The following is a 16,736-nucleotide window of genomic DNA, read 5'->3' as shown; positions in this document are numbered from 1 at the left end:
CCGTGGGCGCTCGACCCGTTCGGCGTCTCGCTCCCGATCAGAATCAGCTGTGACCGCTCCGACGGCCAGCGCCCGAGACCACTGGCTCCATGCGCCGTGCTCCTTCCGCCCGTTGAGGCTCCGCCGAGTCGACCTGACTTGATCTCTAACGGACGCGCAGATCAGCCGGTATCGACTGGGTGACCAACGCCGGTGATCAGCCCGGGGGCGATCGGGTCGACCATGTCGATCCACCACCGCGCCCCGGCCGGGAGGGTGCAGCCGAGCGCATAACCCACCATCTCGCCGTTCGTCACCCCGGTGGCCAGGGCGAAGCCGTTCCGTGCGGCATACGTTTCCAGGCGGTTCTGGTAGCGAGGTTCGCTGTAGAACGGATCGTGCAGGTTGTCGTTGTGCACCTCTCGGTATACGGCGCGCAGGTGTTCGTGCTGCTGGTGCAGGTCAGCCTGCCCGTCGCGGGTAATGGCCAGTGCCGTCACCTGGCGCCAGCCGGTCGCGGAGGGTGGAAACCGCGGCCGGCTTGCGGGCATCGCGTGGGACGGCGGCCAGTACCGCGGTGGCGACGGTGTCGACGCTTTCGATGCGCACGGTCGCGTCCAGGTCGTCGAGCACGTCGGTCAGTCTCGTCCTGCACCACGTCGAAGTCGAGCGCTGGCCGGAATCAAAGAAACCGAATGGTGCGCGCGGTCATTCCGGCATTCCTGTCCGTACTGCTGTCATGAGAATTCCGTTGAGGCCCTCCTCGAACAGCAGGTCGTCGTCCCATTGGGTGTCGTCGAGATGGCCAGAGGCGTTGAGGGTCGGATAGGCGTTGGCGTTGGCGCCGACATGGTCGCGGGCTGCGGCTCTCACGTCAGGGTCCGCGGTCTGGTGCCACGTGGCTTCCGTGAGCGAGGCGCCGATGACGTAGTTGGCCAGCATTCGCGTGGCCACCGCAAGCTGAAGTCCGCAACAGCCGCCGCGCACCAGCGCCGATTGCAGAAACTCGGTACGGGCCAGGACGTTGGGCCCGAGCATCGGACGTCCGACCAGCCTTGGTGCCCAGGGATGGCCCAGCATGGCGCCACGCCAGCCCCGGACGAGGGCGCGGATGTCCTCTAGCCAGTCGTCGCTCACGTCCGGAATCGGCACGTCGCCGAAGATCCGGTCAACGGCCAGGTCCAGGACGTCATCCTTCGTCCTCACGTGCCAGTACAACGCAGTCGCCGTCACGTTGAGCTGTTGGGCGAGGCAGCGCATCGTCAGGCCCTCGATGCCGTGCTCGTCCAGCATGGTCACCGCTGTGTCCACAATGCGCTCGAGGGTCAGCGGCGGTTTGCGCCGTGCACGTGAGGGTTCCGCCCGCAGCCATACCGGTGGCGGGGTGCGGCTGCCCCGTCGCCCCGCCGAGGGTGTCGTCGGCGCACCGGGCTCTGCGGTGGTCATAGAGCCAACTCTAGTCCGGTGGACAGGCAACTTAACAGCGGTAAGCTAGTTGAACGTACGAAAGGATGGCCTTGACGGTCGGCAAGGAGTTCGCCATGCCTCTGCTGCGAGTCCACCTCGACAGCGACCGGACCAATGCCCGTCGCGTCCTGCAACTGCATCAAGAGGGCAAGATCCATCACGAATCGCGGGAAGCTGCTCGGGAACAGGTGTGGCGCCAGGGCCGCATCCCGGCCGGTGACCCGCTCTTCGTCGGCATCACGAACGGCCGCCGCAACGTGCAGTTGCTCTACGACGTCGAGGTCTACTCCGACACAGTCCCTTGAGCACCCGCCAAGCTCGCGCCACCCAGGCGGTGGTGGACACCTCGATGAGGGCACCCGGGCTGCGCAAAACCGCCACAGCCCGGTCCGGCCGCTCTGAAGCCGCGGTGGCTGACATGCGCTGGCCCTGCCGAAGTCGGGAGCGGGAACTGCGCGGGGAAGTCGAGGGCACTCCCCGTATCCCTGGCTCGCTACCCGGGTGCCCAACTTGTCCATGCGTCGACCGACGTCAGCGGAGTCCGTGGCGGCAGCCGGACCGGACCGCGACGCAGCCAGCGCGGATGGAGGGGCGACTCATCGCGACAGCCGCTCGACGACCTCGGCGGTCGTGACCACCTCGCCGAGCTGGCCCCACGTCTCCAGGCTCGCCCGGTGGGCCTCGTCGGTCGCGGCCGTGCAGGCGTCGGAGACGATCACGGGCCGATATCCGTGGTTGACCGCCTCGAAGGCGGTTCCCGCCACGGACAGGTTGGTGGCGACGCCGGTGAACAGGATTGTCTCGATCTGCCTGCGCCGCAGCACCGTGTCGAGTTCGGTGCCGAAGAAGCCGGTGAGCCGCACGTGGGTGATGACGACGTCGCCCGCCTCCGGCGCGACCTCGTCGATGATGCGGGACTTCGGCGCGCCCTCCAGGAATGCCTGCCGCTCGGGGATCATGGCGAAGCTGGGCGTGTTGGGGATGAGGTCCGGGTAGCCGGGCCGGTGGGCGACCCGCGTGTAGACGACCAGCCCGCCGCTTGCGCGTACCGCCCCGGCGACCTGGGCGGCGTACGAGGCGACGCGGTGTCGGGCGACCTGCTCGGCGAAGAAGGGACCGAACAGCCCGTCGGGGCTGACGACCTCGTGCTGCCAGTGGACGCCGACCACCGCGGTGCGCGCCGGGTCGATGTCTCGCATTGTTCCTCCCGTCACGAGGCGGAGAGTTGTTGCGGTGCCGGCTGGTAGCCCTGCCTGCCCGCGGCGGCCGGCCCCCTGCCGTAGGCGTCGAACCGCCCCCACCGGCCGGGGATGCCGTGCAACGCCACGAAGTCGAGGTTAGCGGGGAGGGCGGGCCTGACGACGAGGTCTTCGCCCACCGGGTGGAGCCCGAGCATCGTCCTCAGCAGGAGCAGGGTCGCTCCGGCGGACCACGCCTGGGGGCTGCAGGCGGTGGGATAGTTGACCGGGTACCGGGTGTCGGTGCGAAAGGATCCGGAAAAGGCTTCGGGCAGCCGGCCGTCGTAGAAGACGGCGGCGTCCAGGATGCCGGCGGCGATCCGCGCCGCCTCGTCGGCGTACCCGTAGCGCCGCAGTCCCCAGGCGATGAAGGAGTTGTCGAACGGCCAGATGGTGCCCACGTGGTAGCCGATGGGGTTGTAGCGGCCCTGGTTCTCGGCCAGCGTGCGGACACCCCAGCCGCTGAACAGGGCGGGCGACATCAGGTGCCGCACCAGGGCTTCCGCCTTCGGCTTCTCGACGATGCCGCTCCACAGCAGGTGCCCGATGTTGGACGACAGGGCGTCCACCTGGCGGCCGTCGCCGTCGAGGGCGAGCGCCATGTACTCGCCGTCCGCCACCCAGAAGTCGCGGTTGAAGCGTTCCTTGAGGTCGGCGGCCTCCTGCTCCAGTCGGTCCGCGTACAGCGGGTCGTTCCAGACGCTGCGGGCGAGCCGCGCGGTGCGCATCTTCGCGTCGTACGCGTACCCCTGCAGCTCGCAGGTCGCGCGGGGAAAGCCCGGCAGCCGACCGTCGCGGTAACAGATGCTGTCCCAGGAGTCCTTCCAGCACTGGTTCTCCAGACCGTTCCTGGTGTTGCGCCGCTCGTAGGAGATGTAGCCCATGCCGGTCAGGTCGGCGTAGTTGTTGATCCAGTCGATCGCCGCGCGCGCCTCGTGCTCGACCGAGCGTACGAGGTCGACGTCGCCGGTCCACCGCTCGTACTCGTCGAGCAGGACGAGGAACAGGGGAGTGGAGTCGGCGCTGCCGAAGTAGGGCGTGTGCGGGGTCTCCTCGAAGATGCTCATCTCGCCGTACCGCATCTCGTGCAGGATCCGGCCGGGCTCCTCCTCCCGGAAGTCGTCGACGCGGCTGCCCTGCCGCAGCGCCAGCACCCGGAGGGTGGTGGCGGCGAGTTCGGGTGTGAACGGCAACGCCTGCAGACTGGTGAAGATGCTGTCCCGACCGAACATGGCCATGAACCAGGGCAGGCCGGCGGCGGGGACCCTCTTGTCCTCGGCGAGGAAGGGACTGAAGCGCAGCGCGGCCAGGTCGATCAGGCTCTGCCGGTACGTGCCGCTGAGCGGCTCCCAGCCGGATTCCAGGCGCGGCGCGTGGTCCAACCACTCCAGGAGATCCTGTTCCTTGTTTCTGCCCTTGCCTGCGGCCCGCCCCGGGATCACGAGGCGTTCCAGCCCTCTGGGCATCGGAAGGTCCGGCAGGGCGCTGAGTCTGACGGTCCATCGGCTGCGAGGTTCGAGGTGGACCTCGAACGTCAGGCCGTCGTCGTCCCATGCGGCCGGCGCCGACGCGGAGATGATCGTCTCCCGTCGGAACCGCTCCCGTTCGTAACCGAGGACGAGGCGCCCGTCGTCGACCCGCCGGTAGTGGCGGCCCTTCTTCCTCACCGCCGCGTCCTTGACCTCGAAGAGGTCCGCGAAGTCGGCGTCCGCCTCGATCCTGAGGGTCACGTCGGCCGGTTCGTTGGCATAGTTGATGACGGTCAGGTCCTCGTGGAGGCCGCTGTCCAGGCTGTGCAGCCGGCGCACCCCCACGGTGCTGTTGACGTAGACGTCCTGACGCCCCGGAACCTGGAAGAACCGGTTCTCGAAGTAGTGGATGTCGTCGATGGAAAGGGTGGTCAGTCGTTCCCCGTTCACCGTCAGCACCCACTTCGACAGCAGCCGGGTGTCGTGGGCGAAAAGGCCCATGGGAGCGTCGGGTGACGGGATGATGTCGCCCGAGCGGTTACACACCATGAAGGTGGTGCCGTCCAGGATGCCCACCTGATCCTCACTCATGGTCACCTCCTCGGCGCTCGGTCCCCGCCGACCTGGGTGGTGGCGGGAACAACCTACGGAGGCTCGCGAAGAGCCGGGGGCTGCCCGCCACGGTCGCCTCGCCGCGCAGGACGGTGGTCAGGAAGTACGCCTCGCCGCTGGCGATCCGGTCGAACACCGCCGCGTCCGCCTGGACGACCGCGTCCCCGCCGGTCGCCTGCTCCGAGACCGTGACGTTGCCTTTGTCGATGGAGACGAGCCAGCGGTCGACCCGCCCGTCCCGGCTGATCTCGAAGCGGACACTGCCCTCGTCGATCGCCGTCAGGCGGCGGTCGTGTCCACGCTGAGCCAGGCTACGGAAGAAAGCCTGGGTGGCATCCCCCATCGCGCCACCTCCTCAGGGCCACCATTCCCGCGAATCGCGGCTTCCGCCTCATCCGGAAGAGGTGAATTTCCCCGCCGCCGACCGCCGCTGTTGCCACCCCGGCGTCCTCGACGCCGCTACGCCGCCGGCCACCGTCAGGCCGTCCGCGTCGCGGCGCGCCGGCCCGGCCCGGCCGGCGGACCCTGGCCCGGCCGGCGGGCGACGCCACTAGCCTGGGACCCGATGGATCCCATCAAGGCAACGCTGCTCTTCGCCGCCGGTGTCGCCACGGGCGCCTTCAACGCGGTCGCGGGCGGCGGCTCCCTCATCGCCTTCTCGGCGCTGCTCGGCACCGGCATACCGCCGCTGACCGCGAAGCTGACCAGCACGGTCGCGGTGTTCCCGGGGAACGTGGCCAGCGTCGTGGGCGGTTACCGGGATCTGCCACCGCGGCGAGACATCAGGCGGATCCTGCCCGCCGCCGTGCTCGGCGGGGTCGCCGGGTCGGCGCTGCTGCTGCTGACGCCCAGCCGCGTCTTCGACATGATCGTGCCGTTCCTGGTGCTCGCCGCCTCTGCCGTCCTCGGCCTCCAGGGCCGCCTGAACGAGCTGGTCAGGCGCTCCGTGCTGCGTGGCCGACAGAAACACCCGGCGACGCTGCAGGTGCTGGTAGCCCTGGGCGGGGTCTACGGCGGCTACATCGGCGCGGGGTTCGGCATCGTGCTGGTCGCCAGCCTGGCTCTCCTGCAGCAAGAGCCGCTCACCAGGACGGTCGCCCTGAAGAACCTGCTGTCGGCCGTCATCTCGTTTACGGCGGTGGTGCTCTACGTCTCCTTCGGCACCGTCAGCTGGGCGGGGGCGGCCATCCTGGTCCCAGCGACCGTCGTCGGCGGCTACGTCGGGGCGCGGCTGCTCCGCAGGCTCCCCGGTGCCCCGCTCAAAGCCGTGGTCGTCACGTTCGGGGTGGTCTTCGGCCTGGTCCTGCTGTGGCGCAACGTGCTGTAGACCGGGTCAGTCGACGGCCGGGGCGGCTCGGCGCCGGCGAGGTGTCGCAGGACCGCCCGCGCGGTGCGTCGTTTGTGCCGGAAGGCCGGCGCGTCGACCCGGGGCGGCGCGAACGCCATGGCGTGCCGGCCGTCGGGGTACGGCCGCGCGCGTACCGGCGTGGCCCGGCGGCCGGTGTCCGTCGGGCGCGGGGGACCCGCCGAGTGGGCCCGGCCCCGGTCATCCGCGTCGGATGACCGGGGCCGGGCCGTCGCCGGTCAGGTCAGCGGCACGTGGCGGGCCAGCGCGGCGCCGCCGGCCTCGAACGCGGCCAGCAGGCCGTCGGCCGTGCCGCCGGTGACCGGGACCAGCACGGTCACCGGGTCGCCGGGGCGCAGCTGCACGGTCCGCTCACCGAGCGAACGGTCGCCGTCCCAGGCGTGCAGGTACGCGGTGCCCGCACGGTCGGCGAGGACCGTCACCTGCACCCCGCCGGCCACCTGGCGCTGGCCGGTCAGCCGCAGCGCCCGCTCGGGGAGCCGGGCCACGGCGGCCGGCGCGACGCCGTCGACAGCGGATTGCGCGATGGTCTGCGGGCTGTGCACGCTGCGGGCGGCGGTGTCCGGGAACACCGGCGCGCTGGGCTGCCGCTGGGTCGGGGTGTACCCGGGCAGGGTCATCAGGCCGTACCGGTACGGGTCGGCGCGGACGCCGGTGAAGGTGGACCAGCCCAGCCGGGACTGGGAGGTCAGGTCCTGGGTGTCCGAGTCGTAGACCAGCACGTTGAAGCCCATCCGGGCCGGGTCGACGGCGTCGGGCAGCACCGCGAACGGGATGCTCGCCTCGATGGTGTAGCCGGCGTACGGCGCGGTGACCTTGCTGACCACCGTCATTCCCGGTGCGGTCGTGGCGCCCGGGCCCTGCCGGTTGTCGGCGTCGCGCTGCCAGCACGGTGGGTTGCCGCCCGCGGGGTCGTCGGTGACCGGGAAGATGCCGGCCTTGAACACCGTCGAGGTGTCCGTCGAGTTCCCCTTCGGGTCGACGATGATCTCGACGCTGTCGGTACGCCGCTGCCGCTTGCAGTCCTGCGGCACCACCTTCTTGCCGAGCACGTCGTCGGTGACCTGGACGAACACCTTCAGCGCGTCCTCGGTCCAGGCGACGCGGCCCGTGGCCGAGGCGTCCTGCGGCGTGGTGGCCTGCCCCTCCCAGATCCGGGACAGGTCCAGCTCCTCGCCGGGGTACTCGCCCGGGGAGGCCACCCCGTCGACGGCGTGGTCGTGCCCGGCGTGCGGCACCTCGCTGGTGGGCACGATCTCCAGTGCGCCGGTTTCGACGGTGCTGCCGGCGGCGCTGGTGGTGGTGATGGTGATGCCGTAGTCGCCGCCGTCGCCGCCCTCGTTGGCGGTCGGCAGGGTGGCGTCGCTGTTGGTGACGGTGAAGGTGACCGCCCCGGTCGCGCCCGGCGCCAGCTCGGCGTAGCTCTTGGTCGCCGCGTCGGCGGTGAAGCCGGCCGGCAGGCCGAGGGTGACGGTGCCGCTCTGGGGGGCCTCGCCGTGGTTGCGCAGGTCGACCCGGACGGTCCGGCTCTTGCCGGAGCCGAGGGTGAGGACCGGCTTGATCAGGGTGTCCAGCTGCGGGTAGCCGCTGTCGCCGGCCCAGGTGCGGAACAGCCCGACCTCGGGCAGTGGCTCCAGGGTGCCGCGCACGTCGGCGACCACCCGGACCGCGCGGTCGGTGCGGCCGGCGCCCTGGCCGGTGGTCAGGTTCGCGCCGACGAGGTGCTGCTCGTTGGTGTCGGCGCCGGCGGGAACGGTCACGGTGAAGGTGACGGTCCGCTCCGTGCCGGCGGGGACGGCGCCGCGCAGTGCGCCGGAGCCGGTGGCGGTCCAGCCCTGCGGCAGCCGCAGGGAGACCCGCGGCGCGGTGAGCGCCCGGTTGTGCGGGGCGCGGACGTGCGCGGTGACCTCGACGGTCTCGCCGGGGGCGAGATCGAACCGGTCGGCGGTCAGGTAGAGCTCGGTGCCCTGGGGAAGCCCGCCGGCCGTGGCCGGCAGCACCGAGCCGCGCAGGATGGCCTCCGGCGAGGTGTCCGCCGGGTCGTACGGGACGCGGCTGTCGACCAGGGTGTAGAAGTCGCAGCGGATCTTCGCCGGGTCGGTGGGGGCGGCGGCGGTGCCGGCCCAGCCCTGGGTGACGTAGTCCCGGCGGGCGTCGACCTCGACCTCGGCCCAGGTCCTGCCGTCGGCGCTCGGGGTGCCCTCCCAGACGCCGAACACCTGGTCGGTCGGGACGGTCGGCACGAAGCTGGACGCGCACTGCGCCCCGGTCGCCGAGCTGCCGGTCCCGCCGGTACGCAGGAACTTCGCGGCCCGGAACGGCTTCAGGCCCTCCTGGGTGAGCTGCTCGGGGAAGGCGGCCGGGTCGGCGGCGGCGTGGAACGCCTCGGCGGCGAACCGGGCGGCCTGCTGGTGGTTGCCGTGGTTGCCGGGCGTCGGCGACGGGTTCATCGTCATGACGATCTCGGGCCGGGTCTGCCGGATCACCCGGACGATCTGGGCCAGGGTGTCGTCGTGCCCCCAGATCTGCTCGGACAGCGGCGCGGAGGCGGTGTACCAGAAGTCGACGCGGTCGAGGTTGTACAGGTTCTCCACGCCGGCCCGGCCGATCGCGGTGCGCTCCTCGCGCTCGCGGATGATGCCCAGCGGCGGGCCCTCCTCGAGGCCGACGGCGTTGCCGCCGCCCTCGCCGCGGGTAATGGTCACGACGCCCGCCTTGGCGCCGTGCTTCTCCTTCCACTGGCCGAGGGTGGCGAGGCTGCCGGCCTCGTCGTCGGGGTGGGCGCTGACGAAGAGGACGTCCAGGTCGACGGTGTCGGTCGGCGGGGCGTCGGTGGGGGCGGCTAGGGCGGCGGCGGGCGCCCCGGACAGGGCCAGGGCGAGCGCCGTGGGTAGCAGGAACGACTTGAGTCGCATGCAGGTCCTTTCGCGACACGCGAGGTCCGCGCAGCGGCCACCGACGTCGGGCGCACGGCGGCGCGGACGCGGGGTCGTGGTCGGACGGCGAGACGGCGGAGGTGGGGGGTGCGGGGTGCGGGGCGCGAGGGGCGCCACGGCACCGGGGTACGCAGCGGCACGGAGATCCGTACACACTGGAAGGCCTTCGCCCGGTGACGCTAGGGACCGGTGCGGCGGCCCGTCAATGCTTTGCAAGGTCTTTCTTTATTTGCGAAAGAAACAAACAAGGGGTCAGGCGGTCTTCCACGCCTCGGCCGGCGGCGCGCGTGCTCGACTCCGGCGGGATCCGCGAAGGGTGTTTCTGCTGCTCGTGAAGGTGGCCGCAAGGTAACGAGACGGTTTCGTTACTTGACTCAATAGTTCGTTCGCCGTAGGAAGGAAGTGTGACTGACGTGGTGACGCCACCGACGAGCCCGGTGAGCCGGGAGCGGTCGAAGGAGATCAAGCGGCTTTCCGTGATCTCGACCGCCCGCCAGGTGCGGGTGCTCTCCCGTGCCGAGCTGACCGAGCTCACCGGCCTGAGCCCCGCCACGCTCACCCCGCTCGTGCGGGAGCTGATCGCCGAGGGTTACCTCATCGAGCGTGGTCCCGGCGCGTCGCGTGCCGGCCGTCCCCGGGCGATGCTGGAGTTCAACCCCCGGGCCGAGCTGGTCGCCGCGGTCTCGCTGGAGCCGTCCCGGCTCAGCTGCGAGATCGCCGACAGTGACGGGACCGTGATCGCCCACCGCGCGGTGCGGCTCGCCGGCGACATCGTCGACACCATCTGCCGCTCGGTGCCCGAGCTGGTCGGCGACGGCCTGCCGGCGCTGCGCGGGGTGGCCGTCGCCGCGCCCGGCATCTCCACCGGCGGCGCCGTCCGCCTGGCCCCCTCGGTCGGCCTCGTCGAGGCGCGGCCGGTGGGGGAGTCGGTGCAACGCCGGCTCGGGGTGCCGGTGCTGGTGGACAACGACGTGAACCTGATGGCCGCCGGTGAGCACGCGGTCGGCGCCGGCAGCGACGTCGCCGACCTGCTGCTGCTGCACGTCGCCGACGGCATCGGCGCCGGCCTCGTGCTCGACGGGCAGGTCCGCCGGGGCGCCGGCGGGGCCGCCGGCGAGGTCGGCTTCCTGCCGCTGGACCCGGCCGACCGGGGCCACGACGGAATCGGCCCGTTCGAGGCCCGCTGGTCGGAGAACGCCATCGCCGAGCGGGTGGTGGCGCTGGCCCCCGGGCGGCGCCCGGACTCGCCCGTGGCCGCCCTGGTGGAGCTGGCCGCCACCGACGGACGGGCCGCCGCGTACCTCGACGAGCTGCTCGCGGCCTGGTCCCGGCTGATCGTCTCCTGCGTCTGCGTCGTCGACCCCGGGCGGGTGCTGCTCAGCGGCGCCGCCGCCCAGCTCGACGACGCCGCCGTCGACCGGCTCCAGGCGCTCGTCAGCGCCGCCGCGCCGAGCGCCACCGACGTCCGCCGGGCGGTGCTCGGCGACCGGGCGGTGCTGCACGGCGCCGTCAGCTACGCCCTCTCCGCGGCCGCCGCGGGCCTGCCCACCCTGCTGCCGACCCCCTGACCTCACACCCCGAACAACGTAGTTCCCCTCACCCCTCGGAGGTACCCCATGAAACGTCGCCTTCTCCTCGCCGGCGCGCTCGCCACCGTGCTCGCCGCCGGCACCGCCTGTGGCGGCGGCGGTGACGACGCGGCCAGCGGCGGCAGCGCCGAGAAGCTGACCATCTACACCGCCCGCGACAAGAAGGTCTCCGACTACGTCGTGGACCAGTTCACCGCCAAGTACCCCGAGTACAAGGGCAAGGTCGAGATCCTCAACCTCGGCGCCCAGGAGATCCTGGAGCGGGTGCGGGCCGAGAAGGCCAACCCGCAGGCCGACGTCTGGTGGGGCGGCACCCAGCAGGGCCTCGCGGCCGGCGCGTCCGAGGACCTGCTGACCTCCTGGCAGCCGACCTTCGCCAGCAAGATGGACGCCAAGTACAAGGACGCCGAGGGCCGCTGGTTCGGGGAGATCCTGCTGCCCGAGGTCATCATGTACAACAACAAGGCCCTCACTCCGGAGCAGGCCCCGAAGGACTGGGACGACCTGCTCAAGCCGGAGTGGAAGGACAAGATCATCATCCGGGACGTGGCCGCGTCCGGCACCATGCGGTCGATCTACGCCGCGATGATCGTGCGCCAGTCCGCGGACGGCAGCAACCCGCAGCCCGGCTACGACTGGCTCAAGAAGCTCGACGCCAACACCGGCGCGTACGCGGCCAACCCGACCGACCTCTACCTGAAGCTGTCCCGCCAGCAGGGCACGCTCAGCGCCTGGAACCTGCAGGACATCCTGCTGCAGGCCCACCAGTCGAACATGCCGTTCGGCTACGTCATGCCGGCCTCCGGCGCCCCGGTGCTGGTCGACGGCCTGGCCGCGGTCAAGGGCGGCAACAGCGAGGGCGCGCAGAAGTTCATCGAGTTCCTCTTCGACGACAAGCTCCGCGCCGACCTCGCCAAGGACTACTACCAGATCCCGGCCGTGGACATCGCCGAGAAGCCGGAGTGGCTGGCCCAGCTCCAGCTCAAGCCGCTGGACGTCGACTGGGACGTGATCGGCAAGAACGAGACCGAGTGGATCAACCACTGGAACAGCCAGATCAAGAACAAGGGCTGACCGCCCGGGCGCCGGGGGCGGGCCCGTCCCGTCCCCGGCGCCCCGCCGCCCGCCCCCGGGGCGCCGGCACGGTGTGAGAGGCGAGCCCCTCTCCGCCGGAGGCGTCAGGAAGGTGCCCTTCCCGTCTCCCGCCCCCCATCCCACGACCGACAGGTCCGGTACCGCACGAAGGAGAGGACCTCATGATCGATGTCACGCTGGAGTCGGTGAGCAAGCGCTTCGCGCGCGGCGGCGACACCGCGGCCGTGGACGACGTCGACATCACCATCGCCGCCGGGGAGTTCTTCACGCTGCTCGGCCCGAGCGGCTGCGGCAAGACCACGACCCTGCGCATGGTGGCCGGGTTCTACTTCCCCACCTCCGGCCGGATCCGGTTCGGCGCCGAGGACGTCACCCGCCGACCGCCGAACAAGCGCGACACCGGCATGGTGTTCCAGAACTACGCGCTCTTCCCGCACATGAGCGTGGCGCAGAACGTCGCGTACGGGCTCAAGATCCGCAAGGTCGGCCGGGCCGAGTCGCGGCGCCGGGTCGAGGAGGCGCTCGGGCAGGTGCACCTCGCCGGCTACGGCGACCGCCGTATCGACGAGCTCTCCGGCGGCCAGCAGCAGCGCGTCGCCCTCGCCCGGGCCCTGGTGATCCGGCCGCGCACCCTGCTGCTCGACGAGCCGCTGTCCAACCTCGACGCCAAGCTGCGCGAGGAGACCCGGGTGGAGATCCGCCGCATCCAGCGCGAGGCCGGCACCACCTCCATCTACGTCACGCACGACCAGGCCGAGGCGATGGCCATGTCGGACCGGATCGCGGTGATGCAGTCCGGCCGGGTGCAGCAGATCGGCGCCCCGCAGGAGATCTACCACCGCCCGGCGACCAGCTTCGTGGCTCGCTTCATCGGCCGCAGCAACGTGCTCTCCCTGCCGGTGGCCGGCGCCGCCGAGCAGGCCGTCACGGTGAAGCTGCCCGCCGGCGGCGAGATCGCCGTCCCCGCCCCGACCGGGCACGGCCTGCGCCAGGGCGACACCGCGCTGGTGTCGGTCCGCCCCGAGCACATCGGCCTCACCTCGGCCACCGACGCGGACGCGCTGCCCGGCCGGGTCACCGAGGTGGAGTTCACCGGGATGGCCACCAACCTCGTGGTCGACGTGGCCGGCGAGTCGGTGCAGGTCGCCGCGATCGACGTGCCGGACGGGATCGCCGCCGGCGACCAGGTCGGGCTGCGGCTCAACCGCGAGCGGATGTGGGTGGTGCGCCCGTGAGCACCATTCCCGCCACCCCCAGCCCGGCCACCGTCGCCCCGGTCACCCAGGAGCCGACGCCGCCGCGCGCGCCGCGCCGCCGGCTCGCCGACCGCTTCGCCGGCGGCACCGGCTCCCGCTGGTTCCCGTACGTCCTGGTCTTCCCGCTCGCGCTGATCCTCTTCGGGTACGTCGTGCAGCCGATGTTCGCCACCTTCGCCGAGAGCGTCGGCGTGGACGGCGTGGAGAACTACGGCGCCTTCCTCTCCGGCGACGGGGTGGCCCGCTCGTCCCTGGTCACCTCGCTGATCATCTCCGCGGCCAGCGTGCTGCTCTGCGGCATCGTCGGCGTGGCGATGGCCTTCCTGCTCAAGCGGTTCTCGTTCCCCGGCCGCCGGCTGATCGAGGCGATCATCCTGGTGCCGGCGGCCCTGCCGCCGCTGATCGGGGCGATCTCGTTCCAGCTGCTCTACAGCGAGACGGGCATCCTCCCGCGCGGGCTCCAGCAACTCTTCGGCACCGAGAACCCGGTGCTGCCGTTCAGCGGCATCGCCGGGGTGCTGGTGGTGCACACCTTCACCATGTACCCGTACTTCTACCTGTCCGCCTCCGCCGCGCTCGGCGGGATGGACCCCTCGGTGGAGGAGGCCGCGTACAACCTGGGGGCCGGCCGCGTGCGGGTGTGGCGCACGGTGCTGCTGCCGATGCTCACCCCGGCGCTGGTCTCCGCCTCGCTGCTGGTCTTCATGACCTCGCTGGCCTCGTACACCGCCCCGCTGCTGTTCGGGGTGGACCAGACCATGACCATGCAGATCTACATCAACCGCACCAACGGCGACCTGCCGATGGCCTCCACGTACGCCTCGGTGCTCGGCGTGGTGTCGGTGCTGTTCCTGCTCGGCATGCGCTGGTACGAGGGGCGGCGCAGCTACCGGTCCCAGTCGAAGGGTGTCGCCGCGCACCGGCGGGAGATCACCAACCCGTTCGGCAAGTGGCTGGCCCTGGTCGCGTCGATCCTGGCCACCGCCGTGCTGCTCGCCCCCGTGGCGACCATCGCCTTGGTGGCGTTCTCCGCCGACGGGTCCTGGACCACCGAGGTGATCCCGGCGGCCTACACCACGCAGAACTTCGTCACCATCTTCTCCGACCCCGAGGCGTTCCAGCCGATCCTCAACTCGCTGCAGATGAGCCTGATCGCGACCGTCGGCTGCGTCGTGGTCGGCGTGCTCATCGCGTACGCGGTGCGGCGGCTGGACTTCCGCGGCCGGGGCCTGCTGGACGTGGCGGTCATGCTGGCCTGGGCGCTGCCCGGCACGGTGGTGGCGATCAACCTGATCTCGGCGTTCAGCACCGGCAACGCGTTCAGCTTCGGGCAGGTGCTCATCGGCACCTTCTGGATCATGCCGCTGGCGTACTTCGTGCGGTTCCTGCCACTGGTGTTCCGGTCCAGCTCGGCCACTCTGGCGCAGATCGACCCGTCGCTGGAGGAGGCCGCGCGCAACCTGGGCGCGTCCTGGTGGCGGGCGTTCGGCACGGTCACCCTGCGGCTGATGCTGCCCGGCGTGGTGGCCGGCGCGCTGCTCGCCTTCGTGCACGGCGTCGGCGAGTTCGTCGCCTCGGTGCTCATCTACACCTCCGACACCGCGCCGATCTCCGTCGAGATCAACAACCGGATGTACTCGTTCGAGGTCGGCACCGCCGCCGCGTACGGCATGCTCCAGGTGGTCCTGATCTTCGTGGTGATGGTGGTCTCCGGCCGGCTGGAGGGCGGCCGGCGCTCCAGCCGGGAGGCGGCGCGGTGGACGGCGTGAGCGCGGCCTGGCCGGCGGGCGGCGGGCTGGTCCCCGCCGCCCGGATCCCCGGCGGGGAACTGGCGGCGGTGGCCGAGGCGGCGGACTTCGCGGTGCTGCCGGTCGGGGCGGTCGAGTGGCACGGCCCGCACCTGCCGCTCGGCACCGACCTGATCCTCGCCCAGGGGTTCGCCGCCGAGAGCGCGGTCCCCGGCAACGGCGCCGCGGTGCCGTCCGGCGCCGCGACCCCGGCCGGCGCACCCGGCACGACGCCGGGTCCGCGCGGGGTGCTCTTCCCCGCCGTGCCGTACGCCGCGTGCCCCGGCCAGACCCGGCCGTGGCCCGGCACCGTGGCGATCCGGCCGGAGATCGCGGTCGGCTACCTGGCCGACGTGATCGAGGGCATCGTGGCGGCCGGGTTCCCCCGGCTGCTGATCGTCAACGGGCACGACGCCAACATGTCCACCGTCCGGGCCGCCATGGAGTGGGTCTCCGGGCGGCGCACAGCCAGCCTGCTGCTGGTCAACTGGTTCCAGCTCGTGACCCCGGCCGAGACCGCCGAGCTGTACGGGCCGCTGCCGGCGCGCGGCCACGGCGGGGCGTACGAGACCGACGGGGTGCTCGGCTTCGACCCCGGCGCGGTGCGCCTCGACGCGGTCGCCGACCTGCCGCCGAGGCCGAAGCTGCCGGTGACCCACCCGTACGTGCTGGTGGAGTCCCGCCCCGACCCGTGGCAGGGCTGGTCGGGGCACGTCTCGCTGGCGGGCGAGGAGACCGGCCGGCGGGTCCGGGAGCTGGCCGCGACGCGGCTGCGGGAGGTCGTCGCCGCCTGGGTGGCCGCCCCGCTTCCCGCCCCGCCCACCGACGCCCCGCTGCCCGCCGACACCCCGGTCGGCGCCGCCCCGCCGCCCACGGACGTTCCGCCCGCCGGCACCCCGCCGGCCGGCGAGCCCGAACCAGAGGAGGCACCGTGACCGTCGACCGCGGACTCGACGTCGTCGACTTCCACCTGCACTTCCGCATCGGCGCCGACGAGACGATCCGGGCGTGCGAGCACGCCGCCGGCATGCACCCCGGCGGCGAGCACGAGCGCGCCGTCCGCGCCGCCGGCTCCGCCCCGTACGCGGCGCAGTGGCGGCAGGCGTGGGGCTTCCCCGACCCCGAGCCCCCCGCGTCGCGGTGGGAGGACGAGGCGGACCGGTGGGCGCAGGAGCTGCGCGCGGTCGGCATCCGCCGCGCCGTCTTCGTCACCGGCGGCGGCAACGACACCGTCGCCGACGTGGTGGACCGCCACCCCGACCTGCTGCTCGGCTTCGCCCACCACGACCCGTACGGCCCGGACGCCGCCGCCGAGCTGGAACGCGCGGTCGTCGAACGCGGCCTGCGCGGGCTGAAGCTCTTCGCCCCGCTGCTGCGCGGCCCGCTCGACGACGAGGCCCTCGACCCGCTGTGGGGCACCGCCCAGCGCCTCGGCGTGCCGGTGCTGATCCACATCGGCCACTACGGCAGCGCCGGCGGCCTCTCCCACGGCCGGTACGGCGGCCCCGACGAGCTGGCCCGGATGGCCCGCCGTTTCCCCGAACTTGCCGTGGTGGTGCCGCACTTCGGCGTCCAGCACGTGCAGGATCTGCTCTTCGCCGCCTGGGGCTGCCCCAACATCCACGTCGACACCTCAGGGTCGAACCAGTGGGTGCGCTGGATGCCGTACAAGCTGACGCTGGACGAGCTGTTCCGGCGCTGCTACGAGACCATCGGCCCGCACCGGATCGTGTTCGGCAGCGACTCGTCGTGGTTCCCGCGCGGCTACGTCACCCGCTACCTCGACGACCAGCTGCGGATCTGCCGCGAGCTGGGCCTGCCCGACGACCACCTGCGCGCGATCTTCGCCGGGAACGCCGAGCGTCTGCTCGGCCTCGACCACTGACCGGCTGACGACCGGGCGCGACGGGTGACCGGCGCGCCCGGCACGGGAAGGAAGGAA

General features: G+C 72.0%; 15 protein-coding genes. 8 read left to right on the top strand and 7 right to left on the bottom strand.

What is annotated here, in order from left to right:
* Window positions 1-161: 161 nt before the first annotated feature.
* The 3 genes from ACZ6O2_RS12565 to ACZ6O2_RS12555 form a co-directional block, all read right to left on the bottom strand.
* Window positions 162-479, bottom strand: a complete 318-nt coding sequence (locus ACZ6O2_RS12565) for a hypothetical protein (RefSeq protein WP_466022902.1) — start codon at window positions 477-479, stop codon at window positions 162-164.
* Window positions 442-612 (bottom strand): hypothetical protein, encoded by a 171-nt coding sequence (locus ACZ6O2_RS12560; RefSeq protein WP_466022901.1) that lies wholly within the window; start codon window positions 610-612, stop codon window positions 442-444. Before ACZ6O2_RS12560 ends, ACZ6O2_RS12565 begins: the two co-directional genes overlap by 38 nt.
* A gap of 75 nt (window positions 613-687) precedes the next feature.
* On the bottom strand, window positions 688-1,425 hold the full coding sequence (locus ACZ6O2_RS12555; RefSeq protein ID WP_350706148.1) for a TetR/AcrR family transcriptional regulator: 738 nt from the start codon (window positions 1,423-1,425) through the stop codon (window positions 688-690).
* Between the two features lie 71 nt (window positions 1,426-1,496).
* Here ACZ6O2_RS12555 and ACZ6O2_RS12550 point away from each other — a divergent pair, with 71 nt between their 5' ends.
* Entirely contained in the window at window positions 1,497-1,751 is a 255-nt protein-coding gene (locus ACZ6O2_RS12550; RefSeq protein WP_350706150.1) for a hypothetical protein, read from the top strand.
* Between the two features lie 291 nt (window positions 1,752-2,042).
* On the opposite strand, the gene ACZ6O2_RS12545 is transcribed toward ACZ6O2_RS12550, so the two are convergent.
* Genes ACZ6O2_RS12545 through ACZ6O2_RS12535 form a run of 3 tightly spaced genes read right to left on the bottom strand, consistent with a single transcriptional unit; the run spans window position 2,043 to window position 5,108 of the window.
* A complete protein-coding gene (locus ACZ6O2_RS12545; RefSeq protein ID WP_350706152.1) occupies window positions 2,043-2,645 on the bottom strand; it encodes a cysteine hydrolase family protein in 603 nt (200 codons plus the stop codon).
* An 11-nt stretch (window positions 2,646-2,656) separates the two neighbouring features.
* The gene (locus ACZ6O2_RS12540) at window positions 2,657-4,744 is read right to left on the bottom strand and encodes an amylo-alpha-1,6-glucosidase (protein WP_466022900.1); all 2,088 of its coding nucleotides are present in this window, start codon (window positions 4,742-4,744) and stop codon (window positions 2,657-2,659) included.
* On the bottom strand, window positions 4,737-5,108 hold the full coding sequence (locus ACZ6O2_RS12535; protein ID WP_350706154.1) for an SCP2 sterol-binding domain-containing protein: 372 nt from the start codon (window positions 5,106-5,108) through the stop codon (window positions 4,737-4,739). The genes ACZ6O2_RS12540 and ACZ6O2_RS12535 overlap by 8 nt, the downstream gene beginning before the upstream one ends.
* Before the next feature lie 222 nt (window positions 5,109-5,330).
* On the opposite strand from ACZ6O2_RS12535, the gene ACZ6O2_RS12530 reads away from it, so the two are divergent.
* Entirely contained in the window at window positions 5,331-6,092 is a 762-nt protein-coding gene (locus ACZ6O2_RS12530) for a sulfite exporter TauE/SafE family protein (RefSeq protein ID WP_466022899.1), read from the top strand.
* Window positions 6,093-6,349: 257 nt separating this feature from the next.
* On the opposite strand, the gene ACZ6O2_RS12525 is transcribed toward ACZ6O2_RS12530, so the two are convergent.
* Window positions 6,350-9,046 carry a sugar-binding protein gene (locus tag ACZ6O2_RS12525; RefSeq protein ID WP_466022898.1) on the bottom strand — a complete coding sequence of 899 codons (2,697 nt, stop codon included), beginning with the start codon at window positions 9,044-9,046 and terminating at the stop codon, window positions 6,350-6,352.
* Window positions 9,047-9,471: 425 nt separating this feature from the next.
* Here ACZ6O2_RS12525 and ACZ6O2_RS12520 point away from each other — a divergent pair, with 425 nt between their 5' ends.
* The 6 genes from ACZ6O2_RS12520 to ACZ6O2_RS12495 all read left to right on the top strand — a co-directional run bounded on the left by ACZ6O2_RS12520 (window position 9,472) and on the right by ACZ6O2_RS12495 (window position 16,679).
* A complete protein-coding gene (locus tag ACZ6O2_RS12520) occupies window positions 9,472-10,635 on the top strand; it encodes an ROK family protein (RefSeq protein ID WP_350706160.1) in 1,164 nt (387 codons plus the stop codon).
* Between the two features lie 48 nt (window positions 10,636-10,683).
* On the top strand, window positions 10,684-11,730 hold the full coding sequence (locus ACZ6O2_RS12515) for an extracellular solute-binding protein (RefSeq protein ID WP_350706162.1): 1,047 nt from the start codon (window positions 10,684-10,686) through the stop codon (window positions 11,728-11,730).
* Between the two features lie 182 nt (window positions 11,731-11,912).
* Window positions 11,913-12,986 (top strand): ABC transporter ATP-binding protein, encoded by a 1,074-nt coding sequence (locus tag ACZ6O2_RS12510; protein WP_357699696.1) that lies wholly within the window; start codon window positions 11,913-11,915, stop codon window positions 12,984-12,986.
* Window positions 12,983-14,776, top strand: a complete 1,794-nt coding sequence (locus ACZ6O2_RS12505) for an ABC transporter permease (protein ID WP_393264260.1) — start codon at window positions 12,983-12,985, stop codon at window positions 14,774-14,776. Before ACZ6O2_RS12510 ends, ACZ6O2_RS12505 begins: the two co-directional genes overlap by 4 nt.
* Window positions 14,773-15,729, top strand: coding sequence for a creatininase family protein (locus ACZ6O2_RS12500; RefSeq protein WP_466022897.1), 957 nt, complete (start codon window positions 14,773-14,775; stop codon window positions 15,727-15,729). The genes ACZ6O2_RS12505 and ACZ6O2_RS12500 overlap by 4 nt, the downstream gene beginning before the upstream one ends.
* Complete coding sequence (locus ACZ6O2_RS12495) at window positions 15,726-16,679, top strand: amidohydrolase family protein (RefSeq protein ID WP_350706170.1); 954 nt, start codon at window positions 15,726-15,728, stop codon at window positions 16,677-16,679. The genes ACZ6O2_RS12500 and ACZ6O2_RS12495 overlap by 4 nt, the downstream gene beginning before the upstream one ends.
* Window positions 16,680-16,736 lie beyond the last annotated feature (57 nt).

The organism is Micromonospora sp. NPDC048040, from assembly GCF_055587185.1.
The sequence above is the reverse complement of the archived record's forward strand: the minus strand, read 5'-3'. Positions and strand labels throughout refer to the sequence as shown.

Coding starts and splice junctions, on each gene's coding strand:
- ACZ6O2_RS12555 (WP_350706148.1), bottom strand. CDS start 1,425: ATGACCACCGCAGAGCCCGGTGCGCCGACGACACCCTCGGCGGGGCGA.
- ACZ6O2_RS12540 (WP_466022900.1), bottom strand. CDS start 4,744: ATGAGTGAGGATCAGGTGGGCATCCTGGACGGCACCACCTTCATGGTG.
- ACZ6O2_RS12515 (WP_350706162.1), top strand. CDS start 10,684: ATGAAACGTCGCCTTCTCCTCGCCGGCGCGCTCGCCACCGTGCTCGCC.
- ACZ6O2_RS12510 (WP_357699696.1), top strand. CDS start 11,913: ATGATCGATGTCACGCTGGAGTCGGTGAGCAAGCGCTTCGCGCGCGGC.
- ACZ6O2_RS12545 (WP_350706152.1), bottom strand. CDS start 2,645: ATGCGAGACATCGACCCGGCGCGCACCGCGGTGGTCGGCGTCCACTGG.
- ACZ6O2_RS12535 (WP_350706154.1), bottom strand. CDS start 5,108: ATGGGGGATGCCACCCAGGCTTTCTTCCGTAGCCTGGCTCAGCGTGGA.
- ACZ6O2_RS12525 (WP_466022898.1), bottom strand. CDS start 9,046: ATGCGACTCAAGTCGTTCCTGCTACCCACGGCGCTCGCCCTGGCCCTG.
- ACZ6O2_RS12530 (WP_466022899.1), top strand. CDS start 5,331: ATGGATCCCATCAAGGCAACGCTGCTCTTCGCCGCCGGTGTCGCCACG.